General features: G+C 69.8%; 25 protein-coding genes, 1 tRNA gene and 1 pseudogene. 14 read left to right on the forward strand and 13 right to left on the reverse strand.

Annotated features, from left to right (window positions below; genetic code table 11):
• Positions 1–71 precede the first annotated feature (71 nt).
• Positions 72–157 (forward strand): annotated as a pseudogene (locus tag AC1DMQ_RS04055) (hypothetical protein); the annotation flags it as partial.
• A 95-nt stretch (positions 158–252) separates the two neighbouring features.
• On the opposite strand, the gene AC1DMQ_RS04060 reads toward AC1DMQ_RS04055, so the two are convergent.
• The 4 genes from AC1DMQ_RS04060 to AC1DMQ_RS04075 all read right to left on the reverse strand — a co-directional run bounded on the left by AC1DMQ_RS04060 (position 253) and on the right by AC1DMQ_RS04075 (position 5,931).
• Positions 253–1,992 carry a PAS domain S-box protein gene (locus tag AC1DMQ_RS04060; protein ID WP_477032272.1) on the reverse strand — a complete coding sequence of 580 codons (1,740 nt, stop codon included), beginning with the start codon at positions 1,990–1,992 and terminating at the stop codon, positions 253–255.
• A 118-nt stretch (positions 1,993–2,110) separates the two neighbouring features.
• Complete coding sequence (locus tag AC1DMQ_RS04065) at positions 2,111–3,889, reverse strand: heparinase II/III family protein (RefSeq protein ID WP_477032273.1); 1,779 nt, start codon at positions 3,887–3,889, stop codon at positions 2,111–2,113.
• Between the two features lie 9 nt (positions 3,890–3,898).
• A complete protein-coding gene (rpe, locus tag AC1DMQ_RS04070; protein WP_477032274.1) occupies positions 3,899–4,558 on the reverse strand; it encodes a ribulose-phosphate 3-epimerase in 660 nt (219 codons plus the stop codon).
• Between the two features lie 92 nt (positions 4,559–4,650).
• Positions 4,651–5,931, reverse strand: a complete 1,281-nt coding sequence (locus tag AC1DMQ_RS04075) for an RsmB/NOP family class I SAM-dependent RNA methyltransferase (RefSeq protein ID WP_477032275.1) — start codon at positions 5,929–5,931, stop codon at positions 4,651–4,653.
• A gap of 68 nt (positions 5,932–5,999) precedes the next feature.
• Between AC1DMQ_RS04075 and AC1DMQ_RS04080 the strand changes: the two genes are divergently transcribed.
• Entirely contained in the window at positions 6,000–6,200 is a 201-nt protein-coding gene (locus AC1DMQ_RS04080; protein WP_477032276.1) for a DUF1674 domain-containing protein, read from the forward strand.
• Between the two features lie 40 nt (positions 6,201–6,240).
• On the opposite strand, the gene pyrF is transcribed toward AC1DMQ_RS04080, so the two are convergent.
• A complete protein-coding gene (pyrF, locus tag AC1DMQ_RS04085) occupies positions 6,241–6,930 on the reverse strand; it encodes an orotidine-5'-phosphate decarboxylase (protein ID WP_477032277.1) in 690 nt (229 codons plus the stop codon).
• A gap of 85 nt (positions 6,931–7,015) precedes the next feature.
• Between pyrF and AC1DMQ_RS04090 the strand changes: the two genes are divergently transcribed.
• A complete protein-coding gene (locus AC1DMQ_RS04090; protein ID WP_477032278.1) occupies positions 7,016–7,711 on the forward strand; it encodes a MarC family protein in 696 nt (231 codons plus the stop codon).
• A gap of 18 nt (positions 7,712–7,729) precedes the next feature.
• Complete coding sequence (locus AC1DMQ_RS04095; RefSeq protein WP_477032279.1) at positions 7,730–8,143, forward strand: hypothetical protein; 414 nt, start codon at positions 7,730–7,732, stop codon at positions 8,141–8,143.
• A gap of 6 nt (positions 8,144–8,149) precedes the next feature.
• On the opposite strand, the gene AC1DMQ_RS04100 is transcribed toward AC1DMQ_RS04095, so the two are convergent.
• Complete coding sequence (locus AC1DMQ_RS04100) at positions 8,150–8,950, reverse strand: SDR family NAD(P)-dependent oxidoreductase (protein WP_477032280.1); 801 nt, start codon at positions 8,948–8,950, stop codon at positions 8,150–8,152.
• A gap of 184 nt (positions 8,951–9,134) precedes the next feature.
• Here AC1DMQ_RS04100 and AC1DMQ_RS04105 point away from each other — a divergent pair, with 184 nt between their 5' ends.
• Positions 9,135–9,989: a GIN domain-containing protein gene (locus AC1DMQ_RS04105; protein ID WP_477032281.1), complete on the forward strand. Its 855-nt coding sequence runs from the start codon at positions 9,135–9,137 to the stop codon at positions 9,987–9,989.
• A 173-nt stretch (positions 9,990–10,162) separates the two neighbouring features.
• Here AC1DMQ_RS04105 and AC1DMQ_RS04110 read toward each other — a convergent pair whose 3' ends face one another.
• Positions 10,163–10,768, reverse strand: a complete 606-nt coding sequence (locus AC1DMQ_RS04110) for a flavodoxin family protein (protein WP_477032282.1) — start codon at positions 10,766–10,768, stop codon at positions 10,163–10,165.
• 312 nt (positions 10,769–11,080) lie between these two features.
• Here AC1DMQ_RS04110 and AC1DMQ_RS04115 point away from each other — a divergent pair, with 312 nt between their 5' ends.
• Together AC1DMQ_RS04115 and AC1DMQ_RS04120 are read left to right on the forward strand one after the other, a co-directional pair.
• Positions 11,081–12,295, forward strand: a complete 1,215-nt coding sequence (locus AC1DMQ_RS04115) for an MFS transporter (protein WP_477032283.1) — start codon at positions 11,081–11,083, stop codon at positions 12,293–12,295.
• Between the two features lie 96 nt (positions 12,296–12,391).
• Positions 12,392–12,700: a hypothetical protein gene (locus AC1DMQ_RS04120; protein ID WP_477032284.1), complete on the forward strand. Its 309-nt coding sequence runs from the start codon at positions 12,392–12,394 to the stop codon at positions 12,698–12,700.
• Here AC1DMQ_RS04120 and AC1DMQ_RS04125 read toward each other — a convergent pair.
• Positions 12,697–13,134 carry an Rrf2 family transcriptional regulator gene (locus AC1DMQ_RS04125; protein WP_477032285.1) on the reverse strand — a complete coding sequence of 146 codons (438 nt, stop codon included), beginning with the start codon at positions 13,132–13,134 and terminating at the stop codon, positions 12,697–12,699. The two genes, AC1DMQ_RS04120 and AC1DMQ_RS04125, sit on opposite strands and share 4 nt — an antisense overlap.
• Before the next feature lie 172 nt (positions 13,135–13,306).
• On the opposite strand from AC1DMQ_RS04125, the gene AC1DMQ_RS04130 reads away from it, so the two are divergent.
• The 3 genes from AC1DMQ_RS04130 (at position 13,307) to AC1DMQ_RS04140 (ending at position 16,944) form a co-directional block, all read left to right on the forward strand.
• Positions 13,307–15,265, forward strand: a complete 1,959-nt coding sequence (locus AC1DMQ_RS04130; RefSeq protein WP_477032286.1) for a potassium transporter Kup — start codon at positions 13,307–13,309, stop codon at positions 15,263–15,265.
• A 1-nt stretch (position 15,266) separates the two neighbouring features.
• Positions 15,267–15,626 carry a hypothetical protein gene (locus tag AC1DMQ_RS04135; RefSeq protein WP_477032287.1) on the forward strand — a complete coding sequence of 120 codons (360 nt, stop codon included), beginning with the start codon at positions 15,267–15,269 and terminating at the stop codon, positions 15,624–15,626.
• 88 nt (positions 15,627–15,714) lie between these two features.
• Positions 15,715–16,944: an argininosuccinate synthase gene (locus AC1DMQ_RS04140; protein WP_477032288.1), complete on the forward strand. Its 1,230-nt coding sequence runs from the start codon at positions 15,715–15,717 to the stop codon at positions 16,942–16,944.
• A gap of 86 nt (positions 16,945–17,030) precedes the next feature.
• Here the strand turns inward: AC1DMQ_RS04140 and AC1DMQ_RS04145 are convergent, their stop codons facing one another.
• On the reverse strand, positions 17,031–17,666 hold the full coding sequence (locus tag AC1DMQ_RS04145; RefSeq protein ID WP_477032289.1) for an SRPBCC family protein: 636 nt from the start codon (positions 17,664–17,666) through the stop codon (positions 17,031–17,033).
• Between the two features lie 42 nt (positions 17,667–17,708).
• Here AC1DMQ_RS04145 and AC1DMQ_RS04150 point away from each other — a divergent pair, with 42 nt between their 5' ends.
• A complete protein-coding gene (locus AC1DMQ_RS04150; RefSeq protein WP_477032290.1) occupies positions 17,709–18,389 on the forward strand; it encodes a TetR/AcrR family transcriptional regulator in 681 nt (226 codons plus the stop codon).
• 12 nt (positions 18,390–18,401) lie between these two features.
• On the opposite strand, the gene AC1DMQ_RS04155 is transcribed toward AC1DMQ_RS04150, so the two are convergent.
• The 4 genes from AC1DMQ_RS04155 to AC1DMQ_RS04170 form a co-directional block, all read right to left on the reverse strand.
• On the reverse strand, positions 18,402–18,788 hold the full coding sequence (locus tag AC1DMQ_RS04155; RefSeq protein ID WP_477032291.1) for a hypothetical protein: 387 nt from the start codon (positions 18,786–18,788) through the stop codon (positions 18,402–18,404).
• A gap of 17 nt (positions 18,789–18,805) precedes the next feature.
• The gene (locus AC1DMQ_RS04160) at positions 18,806–19,267 is read right to left on the reverse strand and encodes a hypothetical protein (protein ID WP_477032292.1); all 462 of its coding nucleotides are present in this window, start codon (positions 19,265–19,267) and stop codon (positions 18,806–18,808) included.
• A gap of 60 nt (positions 19,268–19,327) precedes the next feature.
• The gene (locus AC1DMQ_RS04165) at positions 19,328–21,568 is read right to left on the reverse strand and encodes a penicillin acylase family protein (protein WP_477032293.1); all 2,241 of its coding nucleotides are present in this window, start codon (positions 21,566–21,568) and stop codon (positions 19,328–19,330) included.
• 141 nt (positions 21,569–21,709) lie between these two features.
• Positions 21,710–21,785: transfer RNA gene (locus tag AC1DMQ_RS04170), tRNA-Ala, on the reverse strand.
• Positions 21,786–21,909: 124 nt separating this feature from the next.
• Between AC1DMQ_RS04170 and AC1DMQ_RS04175 the strand changes: the two genes are divergently transcribed.
• The 3 genes from AC1DMQ_RS04175 (at position 21,910) to AC1DMQ_RS04185 (ending at position 24,480) form a co-directional block, all read left to right on the forward strand.
• A complete protein-coding gene (locus AC1DMQ_RS04175; protein WP_156390730.1) occupies positions 21,910–22,236 on the forward strand; it encodes a YggT family protein in 327 nt (108 codons plus the stop codon).
• Positions 22,237–22,239: 3 nt separating this feature from the next.
• The gene (locus tag AC1DMQ_RS04180) at positions 22,240–22,530 is read left to right on the forward strand and encodes a DUF167 family protein (protein WP_477032294.1); all 291 of its coding nucleotides are present in this window, start codon (positions 22,240–22,242) and stop codon (positions 22,528–22,530) included.
• A gap of 240 nt (positions 22,531–22,770) precedes the next feature.
• Positions 22,771–24,480, forward strand: a complete 1,710-nt coding sequence (locus AC1DMQ_RS04185; protein WP_477032295.1) for an ATP-binding protein — start codon at positions 22,771–22,773, stop codon at positions 24,478–24,480.
• The last annotated feature ends 39 nt before the right edge of the window (positions 24,481–24,519 follow it).

Consider the following 24,519-nt stretch of genomic DNA (forward strand, 5'->3'; position numbering starts at 1 on the left):
CACGCGCTTTGTCCCCGTTCGACGCCGACGGCGGGCGGGGCCTGCAACGCCAGGCTCCCCGGACACGCTGAAGTAACCCCCTCCAGCCCAGTCCCGCTCGATCGCCCCCCGCCGCCGCATCGGTCGCTGGCCATGCGCCCTTTCCATGCGGCGAGGTGAGTCAAGGATACGGGCCCCGCGAAAGGGTGAGAGGAATAAAGTTTTAGGCGCGCGATTTCAGCGCTCTAGCGCCGAATAGCGTGAGCGTTTGCCCTAGCCCAGCCGCACGGGCAGCACCGCCCGCACGCCCTCGGCGGCGAAGGTCAGCTCCGGCCGGCCGCCCAGGTCGCCGGCCAGGCCGCGATCCAGCAGCCGGGTGCCGAAGCCCTTGCGCTCCGGCGGCCGCACCGGGGGTCCGTCGCGTTCGCTCCAGGTCAGGACCGCCCGGTCCTCGCTGGTCTTCTCCCAGGCGATGGTCACCTTCCCGGCCGGCGTCGACAGGGCGCCGTACTTGGCCGCGTTGGTGGCCAACTCGTGCACGGCCAGGGCCAGGGACAGGGCGGTGCTGGACCCGACCCGCAGGCTGGGGCCGCTGATCGAGACGCGGCCGGGATCCTGCCCCGGATCCTGGTCATCGACGAACGGGGCCAGGCCCTGGCGCACGATGTCGTCCAGCGCCGCGCCCTCCCAGCTCTCGCGGGTCAGCACGTCGTGGGCGGCCGACATCGCCAGCAGCCGTCCGATCAGCCGCTCGCGCACCTGCACCGGCGTCTCCTCCGGCCGCAGAGTCTGGCGGACGATCGACTGGATCGAGGCCAGGGTGTTCTTGACCCGGTGGTTCAGCTCGTTGATCAGCAGCCGCTGGCGGGCCTCGGCCGTCTTGGTCTCGGTCATGTCCATGGCCATGCCGATATAGCCCTGGAACTGGCCCCGGGCGTCGATCTGCGGGCGGGCGTTGGCCACCATCCAGCGGTAGAGGCCGTCGCCGCACAGGAACCGGGCCTCGAAGCCGTAGGCGCGGGGGCCGTCCGGCGCACCGCGCGCCGCCGCCCGCTTGGCTCCAACGCCGAGGATGTCGTCCGGATGGATCATGCGGATCCAGGCGTCGCCCAGCAGGGCGTCGGCCTCGACGCCGGCGAATTCGGCGAAGGCTTCGTTGGCGAAGGTGACCCCGCCTTCGGCCGAGGTCATCCAGACCGGGGCCGGCGCGGAGTCGGCCATGGCCCGGAACCGGGCCTCGCCCTCGCGCAGGCGCTCCTCGGCGCGCTTGCGCTCGGTGATGTCGGTGTGCACGCCGATCCATTCGCGGATCGAACCGTCGGCCTCCAGCACCGCGACGGCGCGGATCGCGAAGTCGCGCCAGACGCCGTCATGGCGACGCAGCCGGTGCTCGAAATTGAAGGGCCCGCCCTTCTCGACGGCGGCGTTCCAGGCCTGGACGGTCGGTTCGGCGTCGTCGGGATGGACCGCGTCGGCCCAGCCGAAGCCCTGGTACTGTTCGAAGCCCTGGCCGGTCAGGCTGGCCCAGCCGGGCTGGTCTCCAACCATCCGGCCCGAGGCGTCGTTGGTCCACAGGACCCCGTCCACCGCGCCGATCGCGGCCCGAAAGCGCGCCTCGCTGGCCGCCAGGCGGTCATGGACCTCGACGCGGTCGGTGATGTCGCGGATGAAGCCGAGGACGAGGCTGTCTTCCGGGTCTCCGAACGCGGCGAGCGACACCTCGATCGGGATCTCGACCCCGTCCTTGCGCACGGCCATCAGCTGGGACGTCTGGCGCTCGGCCGGCGGCTCGGCCAGGGCCAGCCGTCGCAGCAGGAACTGGCGATAGGTCGCCTGGTGTTGGAGCGGGGCCAGCACCTCGACCAGTTCCCGGCCCAGGATCTCGGCGCGCTCCCAGCCGAACGCCGTTTCGGCGCGGGCGCTCCAGTCGAGGATCACGCCCCGGGCGTCCATCACCACGACGGGATCTATAGCGGTGCGCAGGATGGGCTGCAGCGCGGCGAGGTTCGACATCTGCCCTCCCTCCAGCCGACGCGGTCGAAGAGAGCTACAGGACGGGGTGGGGGCTGTGAATTCCACGGCTCGGCGCGCGCGTGGGGCGTAATGTCGCAGGCGGGCCGCTCACCAGGGCCTAGTGATCCGCCGCCCGCGCCAGCTTCCAGCGGATCTTGGCGCCCTTCTCGGGCCGGACCTGGCTCTTGAGCACGATCGCGCCGGCGGGACGCGACAGGCCGTGGTCGAAATAGGCGGACGGCGTGATGGCCACGTCGACCGCGTCGTTGCGCAGCCACCAGCCGACATTGGACGGCCCCTTGATCAGCACGCTCTTGCCGTCGCGGGCCAGCGAGGCGCGGGCGTCCGGATGCAGGTGGAAGGTCACCGAGAACGGCAGGTAGCGGCGCGGACCATCGGCGTTGGCCGAGCCTATCGGGATCAGGCTGTCCTCACCGCGCAGCTCGTCGGCCTTGAGGTCGAGATACAGGCGGCGGGCGTGGGTCAGGCCCAGGCGACGCCAGCCGTCGTGGATGATGTCCAGCCACACCCCGGTGTCGGCGTCGTGGCGCTTGACCTCGACGTCGGTGGCGCCGTCGACCAGCCAGGGACCCAGGGCGTCGGAGCGCCAGCCCGACAGCGGCCGCCCGGCCGAGCCGTCGCCCACCGAAACCGTCGAGGCCGCGCCGGACAGCCGGAAGGCGTTGGCGCCGGTCGCCTCGGGGCTCCAGCCGCAGCTGGTGATCAGCCGGTCCTTGCCGAACACGATCTCGACGGCGGCGGGCTGGGCGCAGGCGGTGACGCTGAGCGCGCCCGTGGCCGGCGGGCCGGCGTCGGCCATCACCTGGATGCTGCCGCCCTGCATCTTCTGATAGCCGACGTGCGGCGCGGTCTGGGGCGGGCGCGGGCCGTGGTCGTCATGGGCCAGGGCCGCCGCGATCCGACGCGGCTCGATCGCCTCGCCGCCCTGGAAGGCCGCCAGATGGCCGTCGGCCAGGGCGAAGAACCGCACCGACGAGCTCAGGCGGTCGATGGCGCGGGTCAGGAGCTCGGGCGGCGGACGGCCGCGCTGGCCCAGGGCGTCGTCCAGGGTCAGCAGGTCGAACAGCAGCTCCAACCCCGCCTCGGGCGAGCGGCTGGCGTGGCCGCCGTCGGGCAGGACGATGACGTCCAGCAGCGCGTTGACCCGCTTGAGGCCCTGGACCATCAGCCGGTCGCTGGCCTTGCCGGTCAGGGCGCAGCCGGCGATCGTCACGACCACGGCCCGTTCCAGCTTGCGGTGCGGGGCGTCGGAGGCCTTGAGCAGCTGGCGCGCGCCGCGGGCGATGTCCAGCGCCATGGCCGAGATCTCGGCGTCGGAGGCTTCGGGCGACAGGGCGCGGGCCGCGCAGGCCAGGTGGAAGGTGCGCCGCTCCAGCCGCTCGCCGCTCCACGAGAAGGCGTTCCAGACCCCGAACACCCGCCGCCAGTCCTGCAGCAGGCGCAGGGCCAGGCGCGCCGAGCCGGGGCCGGACGCCATCAGGTGCGGCAGCCAGTCGAAGCTGTGCAGGGCGGTGGCGAACTGGCGGGTCGGGCTGGGCTGGTCGAAGGGGTCGCCCGTCTCGCCCAGCCGCAGGGCGCCGCCGTCCAGGACCAGAACGCCGTCGAGCAGCTGGCGGCCGCGCTCCAGGTCGACGGGGCGCGGGTCGTGGGGGTGGGCGGCCAGGCCGACGGGACGCGGCCGGCTGATCGCGGCCCGGTGCGGCGGCGAGCCGAACCATTCGCGTTCGAGGTTGCCCTTGATCGACGCGCCCAGCGCCTTGAGGATCACGCCCTTGGTGCGGGCGGCGCGCGCGCGGGCCCCTTGGCCACGGGAGGAGGGCCCGCCGGCGAGGGCGGAGGGCTTACGGGCGGAACCTGTCGCGGGAGCCCCCTCCATGCCGCTGGATCAGCCGCCCTTCAGGGCGCGGATGTTGTCGGCATAGGCGCTGGGTCCGCCCTTGAAGACCGCCGAGCCGGCGACCAGGGCGGTGGCCCCCGCCGCGACGCACTGCGGGGCGGTGACCGGGGTGACGCCGCCGTCGACCTCGATGATGATGTCGAGGCCAGCCTTGTCGACCATCCCGCGCAGGGCCTCGACCTTGCGCAGCTGGCCGGGAATGAAGCTCTGGCCGCCGAAGCCGGGGTTCACCGACATGACCAGCAAGAGGTCGACGTCCTCGAGGATCCACTCGACGTGGTCGATCGAGGTCGAGGGGTTGAACACCACGCCGGCCTTGGCGCCCAATTCGCGGATGCGCTTCAGCGAGCGGTGCAGGTGCGGGCCGGCTTCCGGGTGGATGCTGATCAGGTCGGCCCCGGCGGCGCGGAACGCCTCCAAGTACGGATCGGCCGGGCTGATCATCAGGTGCACGTCGAACGGGATCTTGGCGTGCGGCCGGATGGCTTTGACGATGTCCGGGCCCAGCGTGATGTTGGGCACGAAATGGCCGTCCATCACGTCGACATGCACCCAGTCGGCGCCGGCCGCCTCGATGGCGGCGACCTCTTCGCCAAGCTTGGCGAAGTCGGACGCGAGGATGGACGGGGCGATCAGCGGCGCAGTCATGCCCATGGCTTAACGGGCTTGGCCTCGCGCTACAAGCGAGCCCGTTGCCGCGTGCGGGTTTGCGGCGTTTTTCGCCTCTCACATCTCAGCGATCAGAGCTTCACGAACCGCGCCGCGAAGAAGCCGTCCAGGCCGCCTTCGCGGTGGTGGGGCAGGATGCGCAGCGTGCCGCGCGGCGTCAGGCTGGCGGCGGGGGCGCCGCCTTCCTCCGGGGCGATCGGGTCCAGGGCCATGTCCGGGCGGCGGGCCAGGAAGGCCTCGACCTGGGCCTCGCCCTCTTCGGGCTCCAGCGAGCACACGCAGTAGACCAGGCGGCCGCCTGGCTTGAGCCGGCCGGCGGCGCTGTCGAGCAGCTTGCTCTGCACGCCGGCCAGGCTGGCCACGTCGCCGGGACGGGCGGCCCACAGCACGTCGGGATGGCGGCGGAAGGTGCCGGTGGCCGAGCAGGGGGCGTCCAGCAGCACGGCGTCGAACGCGCGGGTGTCTTCCCACACGCCGGCGTCGGCGGCGACGACCTCGGCGGTCATGTGCATGCGGGCCAGGTTCTCGGTGACGCGGCCCAGTCGCGCGGGCGAGCGGTCGACGGCCACCACCTGGGCCCCGGCCGCGACCATCTGCATGGTCTTGCCGCCGGGCGCGGCGCAGAGGTCCAGCGCGGTCTCGCCGGCCTTCAGGTTCAGCAGGCGGGCGGGGACGGCGGCGGCGGCGTCCTGGATCCACCAGACGCCGTCCTCGAAGGCCGGCCAGGCCGAGACGTCGCCCCGACGCTCGGTGCGCAGCGTGCCGCCGGGCAGGATCTCGCCCTCCAGCTCGGCCGCCAGGGCGGTCGCGTCGAAATCGGGCTTCAGGGACAGGTCGGTGGCCGGCTCGAAGCCGATCTGGGCGGCGACCGCGTCGGCGGTCTCCTTGCCGTAGGCGTTGGCCCAGCGGGCGTAGAGCCACGGCGGGGCCAGATGCTCCGAAGCGTCCGACAGGGCGCCGTCGCGCAGCAGGCCGCGCAGCACGGCGTTGACCAGGCCCTTGAACGGCCGGCTGGCCTTGTTGGCGTTGGCCAGCTCGACGCTGGTGGCGACGGCGGCGAAGGCGGGCACTTCCAGGAAGAAGGCCTGGGTCGCGCCCAGACGCAGCAGGTTGCGCACGCGCGGCGGCGGCTCCTTGGCCAGCTTGCCGGCCAGGGCGCGGTCGATGGGGCCGAGGTGGCGCAGCGCGGCCATGGCCAGGGCGCGCGCGAAGGCGCGCTCCCGCGGTTCCAGAAAGCGGAAGGCGTTGGCCGAAGCGGCTTCGTCGAGCCCGCCGCGACGCGACAGGGCCGCGTCGATGAGGGCGAGGGCGCCTTCCCGCGCGGGGAGGCCGTCGTTGAGTTCCTGAGTCACCCGCTCGCCGTGCCCCGAGGCGACGGCGAGCGCAAGCCTTTTGGACGAAATGGTGCTATGCGAACGCCATGTCCGAGACCGATCTGCCGCCCGGCGCGGCCCCCGACAAGCCGCTCACCCCCGCCGCCAAGCGCGCCCTGGAAGAGGCCGCCGCCCGCCGCGCGGCGGAGCACGCCGCCGCGCTTCCGACGGAGGAAGGCGGCCGCGACGGTCCTGAACCGACGCGGTTCGGCGACTGGGAGCGCAAGGGCGTGGCGGTGGATTTCTAGGGGCGAAGCCCCGTTCCTCCCCCTGTGGGGGAGGGCCTTTTCAAACCCCCGCCATCTCCGCCACCACCTTCAGCGCCGCCTCGCGCGGGTCGTTCGCCGCCGTGATCGGGCGGCCGCAGACCAGGTGGCTGGCGCCGGCCTTCAGGGCGTCGGCCGGGGTGGCGGCGCGGGCCTGGTCGTTCTTGGCCGACCAGAAGGGGCGCACGCCCGGCGTCACCACCAGGAAGTCGGGCCCGGCGATCTCGCGGGCCAGGGCGGCCTCCTGCGGCGAGGAGACGATGCCGTCGACGCCGCACTCCACCGCCTGCCGGATACGCCGCGCGACCAGGTCGCGGGCCGAGAACGCGTAGCCCATCTCGATCAGGTCGGCGTCGGTCAGGCTGGTCAGCACGGTGACGGCCAGGATCTTCAGGTCCGACCCGGCCTTGGCCTTGACCGCCGCCTGCATCACCTGCGGCTCGGCGTGGACGGTCAGCAGGTCGCAGCCGGCCCCGGCCAGCACCCGGGCCGAGCGCTCCACGGTCGCGCCGATGTCGTGCAGCTTCCAGTCCAGGAAGATCTGCTTGCCCTCGCCCTTCAGTTCGCGCGCCAGGGCCATGCCGTCGGTGGCCAAGAGCTCCAGGCCGATCTTGTAGAACGACACCGCGTCGCCCAGCGTCTCGACCATCTGGCGGGCTTCGGCTGTGCTGGGCAGGTCGAGCGGCAGGATCAGGCGTGGGTCGGCGGTCATCAGTGAACCCCTGGGGTTGGCGCGCGCGCTCGCATCACCCTAAGAAGGATGCGGATCCGCGCGAATTGAAGGCTAAGCACGTCGAATGAGCCAGGCAGAACTCGCCGTCAACTTCTTCGTCGCCCTGTTCGCCCTGATCGACCCGATCGGCAACGTGCCGCTGTTCGCCGCCGCGACCCTGGGCGCGGCCGCCGCCGGCCGCCGGATGGTGGCGGTCTATATCGGCCTGTTCGTCGCCGCCTTCCTGATCTTCTTCTACTTCACCGGCGTCAGCCTGCTGGAGTTCTTCGGCATCTCGATGCCGGCCTTCCGCATCGCCGGCGGCATCATCCTGTTCATCCTGGGCCTGGACATGGTGCGCGACGACTTCACCACCATGTTCGCCGACGCGGCCGAGGGCATCGAGGGCCAGTCGGCGCGGGTCTACGCCAAGCAGCGGTTCGAGCGGCTGATCGTGCCGTTCGCCATGCCGCTGCTGATCGGGCCGGGCGCGATCTCGACGGTGATCATCTACGCCAGCGAGGCCAAGAGCTTCGGCCTGGCCGGCATGGCGCTGGGTTGCGGGGTGATCGTCGCAGTGGCCGTGGTGCTGGTGGCCACCTTCTGGGCCTCGCCGATCATCAGCCGCGTGCTGGGCCGGATCGGCATGAGCATCGTGGTGCGGGTGCTGGGCCTGATCCTCTGCGCCCTGGCAGTGCAGTTCGTGCTGATCGGCGTGGGGGATGCGACGCGGGGGCTGGTGCGCCAGGACGCCAAGGCGCCCTACGCGGATCATCGGTAAACTGCGGTGGATCGAGAGATGACGGGACCCCGCGCGCACGTGACAATCGGGGTGATGCTGGCTCTGGTGGCTGGTTCCGCGCTCGCGACGCCGGCTTCGCCGCAGCGGTTCGATCTTGTCTGCCGGGGCGTGAAGACCGTTCGTGGAGCCCCTGAGCCATTCCGCCAGACGATCCACGTCGATCTGGATCGGAACGCCTATTGCGTCGATGCGTGCAAGGTCTTCGACACGATCAAGAATGCCTCCAAAGCGGCGATAACTTTCAGGGACAAGCCTTCCGACGGCTACTATCTGACCGACAAGGCGATGTGGGACAGGCAGAGCGGCGCCTATACCGAGGCGTTCGCGGCGACGTTTCGGATGTATTACGAGAGCAGCACGCGCGCGCAATGCACGGTGGCGAGCTACACGGCCGGTAAGGCCAAGCGCTAGAAACGCTCAAACCTTCCGGAACCGCGATCCCTGGCTGGCCATCAACGCCAGGGCCCAGTCGTCGGGCACCAGCTTGGCCAGCACGGCGATGGCCTTGTTGGGCGAACCCGGCACGCAGACGGCGCGGTTGGCCTCGGCGGCCTCATAGCCGGCGGCGGCCACTTCGTCGGCGCCCAGCCACAGCCAGGTGGGCAGCGACTGGCTGACCTGGGCGCGGGTGCCGTTGACGTCGTGGAATTCCGAATAGGTGAAGCCCGGGCACAGGGCGCTGACGTGGACGCCGGCGCCTTGCGTCTCCAGGTGCAGGCTCTGGGAGAACTTCACCAGGAAGCTCTTGGTCGCCGCATACAGCGTGTGGCCGGCCGCGCCGGGGGCCAGGCCCGCCAGGGAGGCGACGTTGACGATGCGGCCGAAGCCGCGCTCGACCATGCCCGGCAGCACCTTGTGGGTCAGGCCGCAGACCGAGACCAGCAGCACCTGCAGGAAGGCGTTCTGGTCGGCCCAGGTGGTCTGGGCGTAGGCGCCGGGCAGGCCGTAGCCGGCGTTGTTGACCAGGGCGTCGACCACCCGCCCCTCGGCCTCGACGGCGGCCAGCACCTTGTCGACGGCGTCGGGCTCGGCCAGGTCGGCGGCGATCGGATAGGCCTCGACGCCGAACCGCAGGCGGATCTCGGCGGCCAGGGCCTCCAGCCGGTCCAGCCGGCGCGCGGTCAGGGCCACGTCATAGCCGTGGCTGGCGTAGATCCGGGCGAAGGCGGCCCCGATGCCGGCGGAGGCGCCGGTGATCAGGGCGAGACGGCGAGCCATGCGGCGTGTGTCCAGGGCGAAGGATGCGAAACTTCGCCGGAGTCGAGCACGGCCGGTGATTTGGTTCAAGGCGGGGAGGCGGACCCCAGGGCCGAACATGACGTCGGGGTCATGACCTCGAATTAAGTCGTCTCCCGCCGGAGCCGTCGTTATCTCTGCCCGCACCTTTTCGAGAGAGTGAAGCATGCGCGCATTTTCGATACTGGCCGTGAGCGCCGCCGCCTTGGGCCTCGCCGGCGCCGCCTCGGCCGAACCATCGGTCAACATCACGAACGCCGTCGCGCGCGTCACGGTGATCCCCGAGGCGCGGAGCGACGTGAAGGTCGAGATCCAGAACGCCAATCCCAAGCTGCCGCTGAAGGTCAGCGGGTCGGGATCGAAGATCGTGATCGACGGCGGGCTGGCGGGCGTCGGGGGCGAGGGCGATCGCATCAAGGGATGCAATGTCGAGGGCGGCAAGCCCGTCATCGAGGTGAGCGGCCTCGGCGACGTGGAATGGGCCGACATGCCCCAGGTGGTGATCCACGCGCCGATGAACGTCGAGCTGGCGACCAGCGGCGCGGTGTTCGGCAGCGTCGGCCGCGCCGACAGCCTGGAACTGTCCAACGCCGGCTGCGGCGACTGGACGGTGGCCGACGTCAAGGGCGAGTTCGAGCTGAACCAGGCAGGACCGGGCGACACCAAGGCCGGCCGGGCCGGCGAGGTCGAGGTCCACATCGCCGACTCGGGACATCTGACGATCCAGGACGTCGCCGGCGACCTGGAGATCTTCGTCGCCGGTTCGGGCGGGGTGACGGCGGCCAGCGTGGGCCGGAAGTTCGAGGCCCACGTGGCCGGACCGGGCCGAGTCACCGTGGCGGGTGGTCGGTCGACCGAGGTCGAGGTCAGCATCCTGGGCTCGGGCGAGGTCGCCTTCAACGGCGTGGCCGGCAAGGTCGCGGCCTCGGTCTCGGGTTCCGGCAAGGTGACGGTCGCCAAGGCCGAGGGCCCTGTCAGCAAGTCGGTCGCCGGCTCCGGCGAGATCGTCGTCGGGCCGTAAGGCTTTAAGGGCGGCGATGGCCCCCTTCGTCACGACGCGTATCCGCGCCGTGACACTTCCTCGCTGCGCCAGCGAGGAGAGGGGACGCTCGGGCTCAAGCGTCCCCTCTGGCGGCGCCGGAGCGCCGCGGGCCCGTCCTTCGAGCTGGGGGATAGCGAAGGACGGGCCGTGGCTTAGGCCGCTTGGCTCAGCGCCGGCTGGGCGCCGCGCGTCCAGCGGACGGCGGCCTCGGCGATGCGGACGCCGAACAGGCGGGCGGTCTCGCGGTCGCCGGCGGGCGGGGTGATCTCGGGCGAGGCGTTATCCGACTGGGCGGCCAGGCCGATGAACGAGCCGACGCGATTGATCGTGTCGGGGCCGCGTTCGGCGGCGGTCACGCTGGGAGGGGCCAGGCCCAGGTTCACCCAGTTCATGCCGTGCTGGGCGGCCAGGATGGTCAGGCTTTCCAGCGCGTGGCCCTTGTCGCCCGAGAAGCTGTGCGAGTTGGTGAAGCCCGCGGCCAGCTTGTCCTTCCAGGCGCCGGTGAAGAACACGCCGGCGGTGGCGTCGGCGAACACTTTGAACACGCCCGAGACGTCGCCCATGTAGGTCGGCGCGCCGAACACGACGGCGTCGGCCTGGGTGATCTGCTCGATCAGCGGCGCGAAGTCCTGGGCGGCGTTGTCGATCTTGAGCAGCACCGGGGTCTGGCCGGCGTCGCGGACGCCTTCCGCGATCTTGTCGGCCAGGACGGCGGTGTGGCCGTAACCCGAGTGATAGACGATGGCGACCTTGGTCATTGGATTGAGCCCTGAAATTGGTGGTGGTTTCGCAACTGAAACCGTGACGATTACGTAATCACGGCTTCACGAGTTTCCAGGGGATCGGCAACAGTTGCGGGTGCAGTTATTCTGCAAACCGATTCAGCGGCGATGGGGTCGGTTTCGGGCGAACGGAGGAATATGGGGCATGACCGCCGGTTCAACCTTGTGACAACGTTGTCATTATCCTATCTAGCGAGATAATCTTGCAACCAAGCATGAGCTCAAGGCGCGCCGTCGCGGGCGCGTCCGGAGCCGTCCTGCGGCGTGTGTATCGAAAAGGCGGCGACCATGAGCTCCAGCCCAGTGCTCGACGACGTAAAACAGGTGAAGGTCCACGCGCCCGGCCTGGTGCTGGCCGCCCTGGCCCTGGGCGGGTTCGCGATCGGCACCACCGAATTCGCGTCGATGAGCCTGCTGCCCGACTTCGCCGCCAGCCTGGGCGTCGACGCTCCGACGGCCGGCCACGCGATCAGCGCCTACGCCCTGGGTGTGGTGGTCGGCGCGCCGGTGATCGCCGTGCTGGCCGCCCGCCTGCCGCGCCGGATCATCCTGGTGGCCCTGATGGCGGTGTTCGCGGTCGGCAACCTGCTCAGCGCCCTGGCGCCGACCTTCGGCTGGATGCTGGCCTTCCGGTTCTTCAGCGGCCTGCCGCACGGGGCCTATTTCGGCGTCGCGGCCCTGGTCGCCGCCAGCGTCTCGCCGCCCGAGCGTCGGGCCCAGTCAGTGGCCATGGTGATGATCGGCCTGACGGTGGCGACCATCGTCGGGGTGCCGATGGCCAATGTGGTCGGCCAGTGGATCGGCTGGCGCTGGGGCTTCGTGATCGTGGCCGTGCTGGCCGCCATGACCGCCACCGCGGTCTACATCTTCGCCCCGCGCGCGCCGGCCGACGCCGGGGCCAGCCCCCTGCGCGAGCTGGGCGCCCTGGGTCGGGGACGCGTGTGGCTGACCCTGGGGATCGGCGCGATCGGCTTTGGCGGCATGTTCTGCGTCTACACCTATCTGGCCTCGACCATGCGCGAGGTGACCCACGCCTCGGCGGCCTTGCCGATGGTGCTGGCGGTGTTCGGGGCCGGCATGACGGTGGGGACCCTGGCCTGCGCCTGGGCCGCCGACCGCGCCCAGATCCCGGCCATCGGCGGCGTGCTGCTGTGGAGCGCCGGCGCCCTGGCCCTCTATCCGATGGCCACGGGCAGCCTGTGGAGCCTGATCCCGGTGGTGTTCCTGATCGGCTGCGGCGGCGGGCTGGGCGCGGTGCTGCAGACCCGGTTGATGGACGTGGCCGGCGACGCCCAGACCTTGGCGGCCGCCCTGAACCACTCGGCCTTCAACTTCGCCAACGCCCTGGGTCCCTGGCTGGGCGGGCTGGCGATCGCCGCCGGCTACGGTTGGGCCTCGACGGGCTATGTCGGCGCGGCCCTGGCCCTGGGCGGTTTCGCGATCTGGATCGTGGCGGCGCTGGACGTGCGCTCGCAGCGGCTGCGGCCGGCAGCGGCGGAGTAGTACACCAGCGCGGCGCGCGCCCGGCGCGTCAAGCCAAGGCTCGACAAGCCCCGTCCGCAATGGTCAAGCTCGCCGCAGTTTTCTGGGGGAGTTCGCATGCAGTTTCTGAGAGCCGCGTCGTTCAGCGGTCTGTTCACCGTGACCTTCGTGGTCGGCGCGACGAGTCAGGTCGCCTTTTCACTGCTGGGCCTGCTGATGGCCGCGACGTCGCCCGGCATGTTCAAGATGAACAACGCGGCGGCGACCAACCCGGCCCAAGCCGTGGGCGTGCTGGTGTTCCTGCTGGCGGTCCTGCTGGTCATCAATGCCGGCATGTCGGCGATCGGCGCCGGGATCTGGGTGCTGGTGCGTCGGGCGCTGCCCGGCATGAAGCCGGTCCCCGCCGCGGACACGGACGTCTTCTAGGCGGCCGCCTCGACCGAGGCGCCGGCCAGCAGATCCGCCACCGAGATCGTCGACAGTCGCTCGGCCACGGCGGTGTCGGCGGCGATCATCGCCCCGCGCACCGCGTCGGGGATCTTCTCGCCGACCGGGCAGCCCTTGACGCCCTTGGGGGCGACGCCGAGGTGGGCGCAGCCGTTCACGGCGCGCAGGACGACGTCCAGGGTGATGGTCTCGGGCGGCTTGAGCAGCCAGGCCCCGCCGTTGGCGCCCGCGCGCGCGCCGATCAGCCCCGCCTTGCCGAGCATGGCGGTCACGCGACGCACCACGACCGGGTTGGTCGGAACCGAGGCGGCGAGCTCGGCGCTGGCCACCGCACGGTCAGCCGAAAAGGCGTTCTTGTGCGCCAGATAGGCCAGGGCGTGCGCGGCGACGGGGAATTTCTGACTGTCTGACATTTTTCTGTGGCAGGACCCTTACGGACGTCGCTCGTGCGTTCAACCAAAAACTATCGTTGTTATCCTGCTTCAGGTCGCGATTGAACCGGAGCAGGATTGGGTGTATCGCGCCCCGCTTGATCGATATGGGGCTCCGCACCGCGTTTTGCGAGGGCGACCCCGGAGGGATTGAATGGCTTCCGAAGCCTCTGGCGCTCCCGCTTCCGACAGCGCCGCCCCGTGTGACGTCCCTCCGCAAGCCGGCCATGACCCGAAAGGGCACGGCTTCATCGCGCTTGCGCTCGGCGCCGTGGGCGTCGTGTTCGGCGATATCGGCACCAGTCCGCTGTACGCCATGCGCGAGGCCCTGGCCCATTCGCGCAGCACCACCGCCACCGAGCACGCCGTGCTGGGGGTGGTGTCGCTGGTGCTGTGGACCCTGACCCTGTTCGTCACGATCAAGTACGTGATCTTCTTCATGCGGGCCGACAACAAGGGCGAGGGCGGCACCCTGGCCCTGATGGCCCTGGCCCAGAAAGCCCTGGGCAAGGCCGGAAGCAAACGCTCGACGGCGGTGTTCTTCCTGGGCGTGATCGGGGCCGCGCTGTTCTACGGCGACGGCATCATCACCCCGGCCATCTCGGTGCTGTCGGCGGTCGAGGGCATGAAGGACGCGCCGCACGTCGGCCACGCCCTGACGCCCTACATCCTGCCGATCTCGGCCGGCATCCTGGTGGCGCTGTTCCTGGTCCAGGCCAAGGGCACGCACCGCATGGCCGCCCTGTTCGGGCCGGTCATGGCCGCCTGGTTCCTGATCCTGGGCGCGCTGGGCCTGTTCCACCTGGCCGACGACCTGTCGATCCTGCGGGCCTTCAATCCCTGGTACGGGGTGCGCTTCCTGCTGGAGAACGGCTTCCTGGGCTTCGTGATCCTGGGCAGCGTGTTCCTGGCGGTGACCGGCGCCGAGGCGCTGTACGCCGACATGGGCCACTTCGGGAAGAAGCCGATCCAGGCGGCCTGGCTGTACCTGGCCTTCCCCTGCCTGGCCCTGAACTATCTGGGCCAGGGCTCGCTGGTGCTGGACCACCCGGCCTCGCGGCACAATCCGTTCTGGGACATGGTCCCGACCATCGCCTACTGGCCGGTGCTGCTGATGGCCACCGTGGCCACGGTCATCGCCAGCCAGGCTGTGATCACCGGCGCCTTCTCGATGACCCAGCAAGCGGTGCAGCTGGGCCTGCTGCCGCGCCTGGACATCAAGCGCACCTCCGAGACCCAGGCCGGCCAGATCTATGTCCCGGCGGTCAACACCTTCCTACTGATCGGCGTGCTTGTCCTGCTGGTCATGTTCCAGAGCTCGCACAAGCTGGCCAGCGCCTACGGCATCGCCGTGACCGGCGCGATGTTCGTCGACACCCTGCTGGCCTATGTGGTGCTGCGCCTGGTGTGGAAGTGGAACCTCTGGCAGACGGCCGCCCTGCTGGTTCCGCTGGCCATGATCGACCTGGTGTTCATCGCCTCCAACGCGCTGAAGATCCCGGACGGCGCCTGGCTGCCGCTGGTGTTCGGCGCGGTGCTGGTGCTGATCATGTGGACCTGGACGCGCGGCGCCCAGATCCTGACCGACAAGACCCGCCGCGACAGCGTTCCCCTGGTCGACCTGATGGAGATCCTGCGGGCCCGCGCGCCGCACCGCGCCCCCGGCACGGCGATCTTCCTGACCTCCGACCCGGACATGACCCCGGTCGCCCTCATGCATAACCTCAAGCACAACAAGGTGCTGCACGAGCGCAACGTGGTGCTGACCGTCCGCACGGCCGAGACGCCGCGGGTCAACGACGAGGACCGCGTCCGCACCCAGGCGATCAACGCCGACTTCAAGAAGGTCGAGATCTTCTACGGCTTCATGGAAAGCCCGAACGTGCCCAAGGCCCTGGCCATCCTGCGCAAGCAGCAGGGTCTGAAGTTCGACATCATGGCCACCAGCTTCTTCCTGGGCCGCCGCTCGATCGTGCCGTCGGCCAACAGCGGCATGCCGCTGTGGCAGGACCGGATCTTCATCTTCCTGATGAAGAACGCCACCAACCCGACCGACTTCTTCAAGATCCCGCCCGGCCGCGTCGTCGAGCTGGGCGCGCAGGTGACGGTCTAGGATGAACATCCTCGGCGTCATCGGCGACGTGCTGTGGCTGCTGGCCCTGTCGATCATGGGCGGCGCCTCGCGCATGGCCTGGGGCAAGGTCCGGGACGTGCTGGTGCCGGTCCTGTGGTCGCCGTCGGGCAAGACCGTGTGGCGAGCGCCGCGCGCCGTGGCCCTGGCCTCGCTGCCGACCTTCGCCTTCCTGCTCAGCCTGTGGCTGCTGGTCGAGAGCCGCCGGCCGGTGGACCTGAACGTCGGGATCATCCTGCTGTGCGTGCGCGCCATCCTGGCGGCGATCTTCGCGACGGTTCACCTGACCCAGGTGCGCCGCGCCCTCAATCAGCTGGCCGCCGAAGGCCAGATCAAGCTCTGACATCAGTTCTTCGCAGGGCGCCGTTTCAATACAGCTGAAACCGCGCTAAACGCCCCGCGACTTTGTGTTTCTCTGAAGGATCCCGCTCATGGCCACCAAGCCCGTGAAGAAGGTCGTGCTCGCCTATTCGGGCGGCCTCGACACCTCGATCATCCTCAAGTGGCTGCAGACCGAATACGGCGCGGAGGTCATCACCTTCACCGCCGACCTGGGCCAGGGCGAGGAAATCGAACCGGCGCGGGCCAAGGCCCTGGCGGCCGGCGTCAAGCCGGAGAACATCTTCATCGAGGACGTGCGCGAGGAGTTCGTGCGTGACTTCGTGTTCCCGATGTTCCGGGCCAACACGGTCTATGAGGGCCAGTACCTGCTGGGCACCTCGATCGCCCGTCCGCTGATCGCCAAGAAGCAGATCGAGATCGCCCGCAAGATGGGCGCCGACGCCGTCAGCCACGGCGCGACCGGCAAGGGCAACGACCAGGTCCGCTTCGAACTCGGCTACTACGGCCTGGAGCCCGACATCCACGTGATCGCCCCCTGGCGCGAGTGGGACTTCAAGTCCCGCGAGGCCCTGCTGGAATTCGCCGAGAAGCACCAGATCCAGATCGCCAAGGACAAGCGCGGCGAGGCCCCGTTCAGCGTCGACGCCAACCTGCTGCACAGCTCGTCCGAGGGGAAGGTCCTCGAGGACCCGGCCGTCGAGGCCCCCGAGTTCGTCCACATGCGCACGATCGCGCCGGAAGATGCGCCGGACAAGGCGACCATCATCACCATCGACTTCGAGAAGGGCGACCCGGTCGCCATCGACGGCGTCAAGATGAGCCCGGCCACCCTGCTGACCAAGCTGAACGAGCTGGGCCGCGACAACGGCATCGGTCGCCTGGACCTGGTCGAGAACCGCTTTGTCGGCATGAAGTCGCGCGGCGTCTACGAGACCCCGGGCGGCACCATCCTGCTGGCCGCCCACCGCGGCATCGAGTCGATCACCCTGGATCGCGGCGCCATGCACCTGAAGGACGAGCTGATGCCGAAGTACGCATCGCTGGTCTACAACGGCTTCTGGTTCGCCCCCGAGCGCGAGATGCTGCAGGCCGCCATCGACTACAGCCAGGCCAAGGTGGCCGGCCAGGTGCGGGTCAAGCTCTACAAGGGCAACGTCTCGGTCATCGGCCGCACCAGCCCCTACAGCCTCTACGACCAGGACCTCGTCACCTTCGAGGAGGGCAAGGTCGCCTACGATCACCGCGACGCCGGCGGCTTCATCAAGCTCAACGCCCTGCGCCTGCGTGTCCTGGCCAAGCGCGACCAGCGCGGCGGCTAGGCTTCACGGCCCTTCGACACGAGAAAGCCCCGCCGGCGACGGCGGGGCTTTTTTGTTGGACTGCTGTCGACCCATGGCCCGCGCCGTCAGGGCGCCGCCTCGGAGGCCGCTTTGCCGCTTTCCAACTGGCTGCGCATCCACGCCGCGAACTGCTGCTCAATGAAGGTCTGCCGGAAGCGAAGCTTTTCCTCGGCGCCGAGCCCGCTCTTCGGCGCGAAGCGATACGTCCAGGCGACATGGGTCATTCCAGACGCGGGCCGGGTGTTGACGATTTCGCCCACCGCGTAGGCGACGTCGCGAAACTTCGGGCTGGTGTAGTTCCAGACCACGTACCTGAAACGCCGGCTGCCGTCGCTCGCCTCGGCCAGCAGCACCTCTTCGACGGTCGTGGATCCGTCGGTGAGGCAGACCAGCCTGCGCGAGCCGACGCCGCCGTAGCCCTGCTCCGACAGCCTGATCGTCCCGGCCACGCCCGGAAGGTCCTTCGTCGGCCGGATGGCTTCCTCCAGCGGGCGGTTGAGAGGCGGGGCCGCGAACGGCCGGGCGACATCGATCTCCTCGACGTGGCTCAGCAAGTCCTCGAGCGGCGCGAGGTCCGGGCGAGGCGGATTGATGAATCCGGCGGGCTTTTCACAAGCCAGGCTCTGGCCCAGACCTTGACCAGGCAGCAGGACGCCGAGGAGCGCCAGCGCGAAGCGAAACCGATGTCTGAGCTTGTCCATGCACGATAGTGTGGGTGAAACCGTTCCGCGGGCTATTCGCATATGAAACGCAATCGGCCCGACCCGCTGAGCCCAAGGAAGAAGCCGCAACAGCGACGTTCGCGCGTCACGATCGACGCGATCTTCGAGGCGGCTATTCAGGTTTTGCTGGCCGAGGGCCTCGACAAGATCACCACGATCCAGATCGCCGACCGGGCCGGCGTTTCCGTCGGCTCCGTGTACCAATATTTTCCGAACAAGCGCGCCCTGCTCGCGGCGGTGGTCAGGCGCCATATCGGCGAAGTCGTCGACGCCACGATCGCCGCCTGCCAGTCGGCGCACGGGAAATCGGTGGCCGAGATGTGCGCGGCGATGATGGACGCCTTCGTCACGGCGAAGGCGCGGAGGCCGGAGGTCTCGCGCGCGCTGTATCTGCCGACGGCGCTGGTCAACGCCGACGCCATCGTCAAGGAAGAGTCGGCCCGCTGCGCCCGAGCCGTGCACGACATGCTGGTCACCGCGAGCGACGCGAGGTTCGCGCAGGCTCAAGAGGTGAGCGGCGTGCTGATCGCGTCCCTCGTGGGGCCGACACGCGCGGCGATCGAAGGACACGCCGACCTCAGCGCCTTCGACGGACTGAAGCAGCACCTCACCGCGCTCGGCGTGGGCTACCTGAAAGAGGTGTCGACGCCGCGAGAGGCCGGCCCGCTCGGCGAACAGCCCAGCCGTCCGACGGGTGGGTGAGGATGTCGCGCGTCAGGCCGTCGCCCCGCCGGTCGGCTGCACCAGACTGGGGGCCAGGTTCACGCCGGTCTTGTTGTAGATCACCCAGCCGATCAGCTTGAACGTCGCGTCCAGCAGTTGCTGGGCCAGGACCAGGGTCATGAACTTGGTGAACTGCAGGGTCTGGTTGAAGGCCAGCTGCTGGTTGCGCATGATCATGTCGGCCGCCTCGGCCGGGATCTGGTTGTTGGCCAGGGCCAGGCGGGTCTGCATCGTCGCCTCGGCCAGGCTGCGCAGATAGCCGGCCACCACCGACTTGTTGGCGTTCCACCATTCGGTGGACACCCCGCCCAGTTCGTCCTGCAGCGCCGAGACCAGCTCGTCCACGTTGTCGATATGCAGGTTCGCGAAGTCGACCATCGGTTTCCGCCCCTAACCTAGTTCTTCATGGCGCCGACGGCCTTGGCCGCCTGGTCGCAGCTGACCATCATGGCCGTGGTCGCCCCCGTTCCCGGGACGACGCCGTAGGTCTTGTGCAGCGCCGCCAGGCCCGAGACCTGGGCGCTGCAGCCCTTGATGAAACCGACCGTCTGGTCGCGCGCGTCCTCGGCCCGCTTGCCGGCGACGGGCGCCGAGGCGGCTCGTACGGCGACCACGGCCAGGGCCCCCTGGATGGTGGCGTAGGTGTCGACCGCGCCGGGATAGGTCGCCTTATCCTGGTAGAGGCCCATCTCGGCCTGGGCCGCCAGCTTGGCCACGCTCTCGTAGGCGCTGGTGGTCTTCTGATCGAGGGTGGCGTCATAGGGCGGCGCGAACAGCGCGCACGCGCTCAGGACCAGCGCCAGGCCGGCGACGGTCGCGCCGCGGCCTATGGTGCGGACGGCTTGGACAAGGCTCATCTGGCGTCTCCCCCTGGACCAACCATGGGCTGTAACCGCGCCCGGCTCAAGCGACCTTCGTTATTTGACTTCGCCGGGCCGATAGGTCCGCTCGACGTGGCCCGTCAGCTGGTCGGGATAGAAATAGACCGTCCGCAGATCGCCCTTGGCGTAGCGCTGGGCCTGGTCGGCGAAGTGTTTGGAGGCCGGATCGCCGCTCTCGCCGCCGGCCGACACGGCCAGGGCCTTCAACTTCGGTCCGAACTCGACCACGGCCACGAAGCTGTTGCCGCTGGTCCCGTAGTACTTCTTGGTCCCCGGGTAGCGCTTGGCCCCGAACGAGGCCAGCGAGCCCCACTGGCCCGAGGCGAAGGGTACGGGGATCGAGGGCTTGGCGTCGTCGAAGGTCTGGACGATGGCGCCGTCGTTGCGCTGGAAGCGGTTGATCTGGCCCCACGGCGTGCGCCAGTCGCCGAAGTCGGCCGCCAGGCGGTCCGACGCCTCGGCCAGGGCCGCCAGCTTCTGGGCCGGCGTCGTGGCCTCGGCCATGTACTTGTAGACCGACACGCCTTGTTTCTTGGCTTCGGCGGACGACCTAGCCCACAGGGCCTCGCCCCAGAAGACCGCCAGGGAGGTCTCGGTGGAGCCTTCCGACCACTTCAGGTCCCAGGCCTTCAGCGCCGCCATCTGATCGGTCAGCAGCGCCTTCGTCGGATCGCCGTCGGGCGTCTCGTCATAGGCCTTGGACAGGGTCGGGATCAGGTCGGCGAAGGCGGTCAGGTAGGGATCGTAGGCGGCGGCGATCAGGGTCGGCAGGGTGAAGTCCTTGCGGGCGCTCAGCACACGGGTGGCGTGGATCCCGCGCGGCGTCTCGCCGACGCTGTCCATGTAGCGCGGGAAATCGGCCTGCCTGGGGCTGTAGGGACCGGCCGCCGAATAGGGCCAGTTGTTGGTGTTCATCAGCCAGCCGTTGGGCGGGTTCTTCAGATGCGGCGCCTCGGACAGCGCGTGCAGGCCGTTCCAGTCGGTGGCCGGATCCGAGCCGTCGACCGGCTTGGTGTAGTCGAAGCGGTCGTCGCGCTTGGGGATGAACTGCGGGTGCAGATAGGCCACCTCGCCCTTGTCGTCGGCGAACAGGGTGTTGTTCGAGGAATTGGCCTTCAGCTCGGCCACCTTCAGGAAGCTGGCGTAGTCGGTCGCCTTGGTGCGCAGGAACGACTGCTCCAGCGCCTCCACCGGCTTGTACATCATGGCGAAGGCCACCCATTTGCCGTCCGCCGCCCGGACGATGGGGCCGTGGTGGGTGCGGTAGACGGTGAAGGTCTTCTTCGCCAGCGATCCGTCGGTCGCCTTGTAGGGGACCTCGACGGTCGAGACGGTCGCGGGCCGTTCCTCGCTCCCGTACTTGTAGAACAGCTTGCCGTCCTTGCGGACGATCGTCTCGGCGAACTCGTCCACCACGTCGACCGTGCTGGAGGTGTGCATCCAGCCGGCATGGGCGTTGAAGCCCTGATAGACGAAGAACTGGCCCCAGGTCGCCGCGCCATAGGCGTTCAGCCCCGCGTCGCTGCTCATCTGCAGTTCGGAGCGGAAGAAGAACGAGGTGTGCGGGTTGATCAGCAGCAGGGCGTGGCCGTCCCTGGTGTTGGACGGGGCGATGGCGAAGCCGTTCGAGCCGGTCGGTTCGCGGAATTCCACGGCTTGGGCGAACTCGCGGGCCTTCACCTGCGCCGAGGCCTGGATCTGCGGCTTGCCGTAGAAGGCCTCCAGCTCGCCCAGCGAGATCCGCTCGACGTCGCCGCCGATGCTGCCCTCGGTGAAGCTCAGCGCCATCCACGGCTCGAACCGGGTGATGACCTTCGGCTTCGTGTCCGGATGGGTGGCCAGGTAGAAGTTCAGCCCGTCGGCCCAGGCGTCCATCAGCGCCTTCAGCCAGGCGGGGCTCTTGGCGTAGCGGGCCTGGAGGTCGGCGGGATCGACGAACAGCTTCATCCGCAGGTCCTGCCAGACGGCCGTCTCGCCTTCAGCCTCGGCCGTGCGTCCCAGGGCGGTCAGATAGTTGGCCTCGACCCGATTGAAGTCGTCCTCGGCCTGGGCGTAGACCATGCCGAACACCGCGTCGGCGTCGCTCTTGCCGTGCACGTGGGCGATCCCCCAGTCGTCGCGGACGATCCGCACCCGCGCCGCCGTGGCGCGCTGGCGGGCCAGGTCGCCCGCGGGCGTCGCCGCCAGGGCCGGGGCCGCCAGGGTCGGCGCGGCCAGGGTCGGCGCGGAAAGCGCCGCGTAGGCGGCCGACAGCAGCAACAGAGTCCCGATACGCAAACCACGCCCTCCCGATCCAGGACGCGGACCGTCGGGCGCCGCCCGCGCCTTGTCCAGACCCGGCCGAGCGCCGGATGCGATCAGGCGCGCGTCGCGCGAAAAGCGGGCGCGGCGGCGATCAAGGGATGTTGGGGAGGTCCTTGGTGGAGCCGAGGGGAATCGAACCCCTGACCTCCTCATTGCGAACGAGGCGCTCTACCATCTGAGCTACGGCCCCAAGGAAGCGCGGAAATACGTTGGGCCGGCGGGCTCGTCAAGCGCCCGGTTGCCTCTATCGGCGGCCATTGCTTGCCAGGGCCGTCAAGGCGCGGCAAGAAGCGGTGCACTTGGACGGGAAGCTCATGGTCGACATCCTCAAATTCGTCTTCTTCATCCTCGATGCGCTGCTGGGCCTGCTGTGGTGGGCGATCATCATTTCGGCCGTGCTCAGCTGGCTGGTGGCCTTCGACATCATCAATCTGCGCAACCGGGTGGTCTATCAGATCAGCACCGTGCTGGACCGGGTGACGGCGCCGGTGCTGCGGCCGTTCCAGCGGATCATTCCGCCGCTGGGCGGCGTCGACATCAGCCCGATCATCGTGCTGCTGATCATCACCGGCGTGCGGGCCTTCCTGTTGCCGGGCCTGCTCCGGTTCCTGATCGGCCTGACCGGCGGCGGCTACTATTAAGCCATGCGCCTGGCGGTCCGCCTCACCCCGCGCGGCGGGCGCGAGGCGATCGACGGCTGGGCGGTCGACGGCGACGGCCGGCCCTATCTGAAGGTGCGGGTCGCCGCCCCGCCGGTCGAAGGCGCGGCCAACGCCGCCCTGCTGGCCTTGCTGGCCAAGACCCTGGGCGTGCCCAAGTCCTCCCTGTCCATCGCCTCGGGCGCCGGGGCGCGGCTCAAGCTGGTCGATGTCGGCGACTGCGACGCGTTGTCGCTGGCGCGCGCCCTGGGGCCGCCGCCGGGGGCCGTTTCGTGACACGTTTGGGCAAGGCGTGATCACAAATCTCACCGCGCGGCCGCCGACGATCTGAAAATGCCCGCCTGGAGCCCGAACCGGGGCAGGTTCGGTCCGTGGTCCGAGGAAAAAGCCGCGAACGAATCCGGTTCTTTCACCCCCTCTTAGCGACGATGTTTCATGCTATGGGCTCTTCACGCGTGGCGGGGGCCGCGCGGCACGGGGGGCTGTGTGGACGACGTACGACATCAGTCGGGAGAGATGAGGGCGGCGCTCGCGCGTCGCGGCAATCTCTATCTGCGCGTCGTCGCCACGGTGATGATCGCCCTGATGCTGCACGCCTTCATGGGCGCCAGCTGGACCTGGCTGTGGGCCGGCGCCTACGCGGCCGCCCAACTGCTCGAGCTGCTGCTGATCAGCCGGCTGGTGCGACATCCCGATTCCGGCCGAGCCTTGCGGTTCGCCGTGGCGGCCATGCCGGCGATCACCTCGATCATCTTCGGCTTCCTGTCGATCCCGCTGTTCGCCTCGTCCGTGCGCTTCGCCCCGACCCTGGGCGGCATGCTGCTGGCGGGCGCCCTGCTGAACGTCATCGTCGTCAATTCCAGCCTGAGATCGGCGACGATCTCGGCCGCCGCCCCGCACGTGGTCTATCTGCTGATCGTGCCGTTCGTGGCCCGCTCGGCCAATCCGACCGCGTCCCTGGCCGACGCCCTGTGGCTGGGCGTGGTGCTGCTGATCGTCTCGGTGTTCGTGGCCGCCCGCACCCTGGAGCGGGCCCTGCGGGCCGAGGCCGCCGCCAAGGAGGAGGCCGAGCGCCGCCGCCACGAGGCCGAGGAGGCCGTCGCCGCCAAGTCGGCCTTCGTGGCCATGATCAGCCACGAGCTGCGCACGCCGATCAGCGCCATCCTGGCCGGGGCGGCGCGCCTGCACAGCGACGTGCCCGAGGCCGCCTCCAAGCTGCACGCCCAACTGATCGGCGACGCGGGCGCGATGATGCGCACCCTGCTCAACGACCTGCTGGACCTGTCGCGCCTGGACGCCGGGCGGATGTCGGTCGAGCAGGCGCCGTTCGACCTGCGCCAGGCCATGGCCGACACCCTGCGTCTGTGGCGGCCGGACGCCAACAAGAAGGGCCTTCGCCTGCGCGTCGAGGGCGCGGCCCATCTTCCGCGCTGGGTCGCGGGCGATTCCATGCGGCTGCGCCAGGTGCTCAACAACCTGCTGTCCAACGCCATCAAGTTCACCGCGCGGGGCGCGATCACCGTGCGGCTGACCGCGCGCGAGGAGGCCGACCATCTGGTGTTCGAGGCGATCGTCGCCGACACCGGACGCGGCCTGACCGAGGAACAGCTGGCGCGGCTGTTCACGCCGTTCGACCAGCTGGCCTCCAACGTGGCGCGCGAGCACGGCGGTTCGGGCCTGGGCCTGGTGATCAGCCGCGAGCTGGCCCGGCTGATGGGCGGCGACCTGACGGTGACCAGCAAGCCGGGCAAGGGGGCGCGCTTCCGCCTCCAGGTCCGGGTCGAGACCGCCGAGGCGCCGGACGCCCGGGCCGGCGGGGCGATCGTCGAGGGCGCGCGGGTGCTGGTGGTCGACGACCACATGGTCAACCGCCGCGCCATCGAACTGGTGCTGCAGTCGTTCGGCATCCAGCCCACCCTGGCCGAGTCCGGCGAGCGGGCCTTGGAGCTGCTGCATTCCGAGGTGTTCGACGTCATGCTGATGGACGTCTACATGCCGGGCATGGACGGCCGTGACGCCACGCGCCAGCTGCGCGCCGCCGACGGTCCCAACCGCGACATCCCGGTGATCGCCGTCACCGCCTCGGCCACCGCCAAGGACTGGGAAGCCTGCCATGCGGCCGGCATGAACGCCCACGTCGCCAAGCCGATCGACCCCAGCCAACTGCACGCGGCGCTGAGCGAAGTGCTGCCGGCGGCGGCGGCTTCCAGCCGGGTGGCGGCCTAGTTCACGCGAACGCTTGCCCCCTACGGGCCTTCGGCCGTC

Source organism: Caulobacter sp. 05L422 (genome assembly GCF_056397765.1).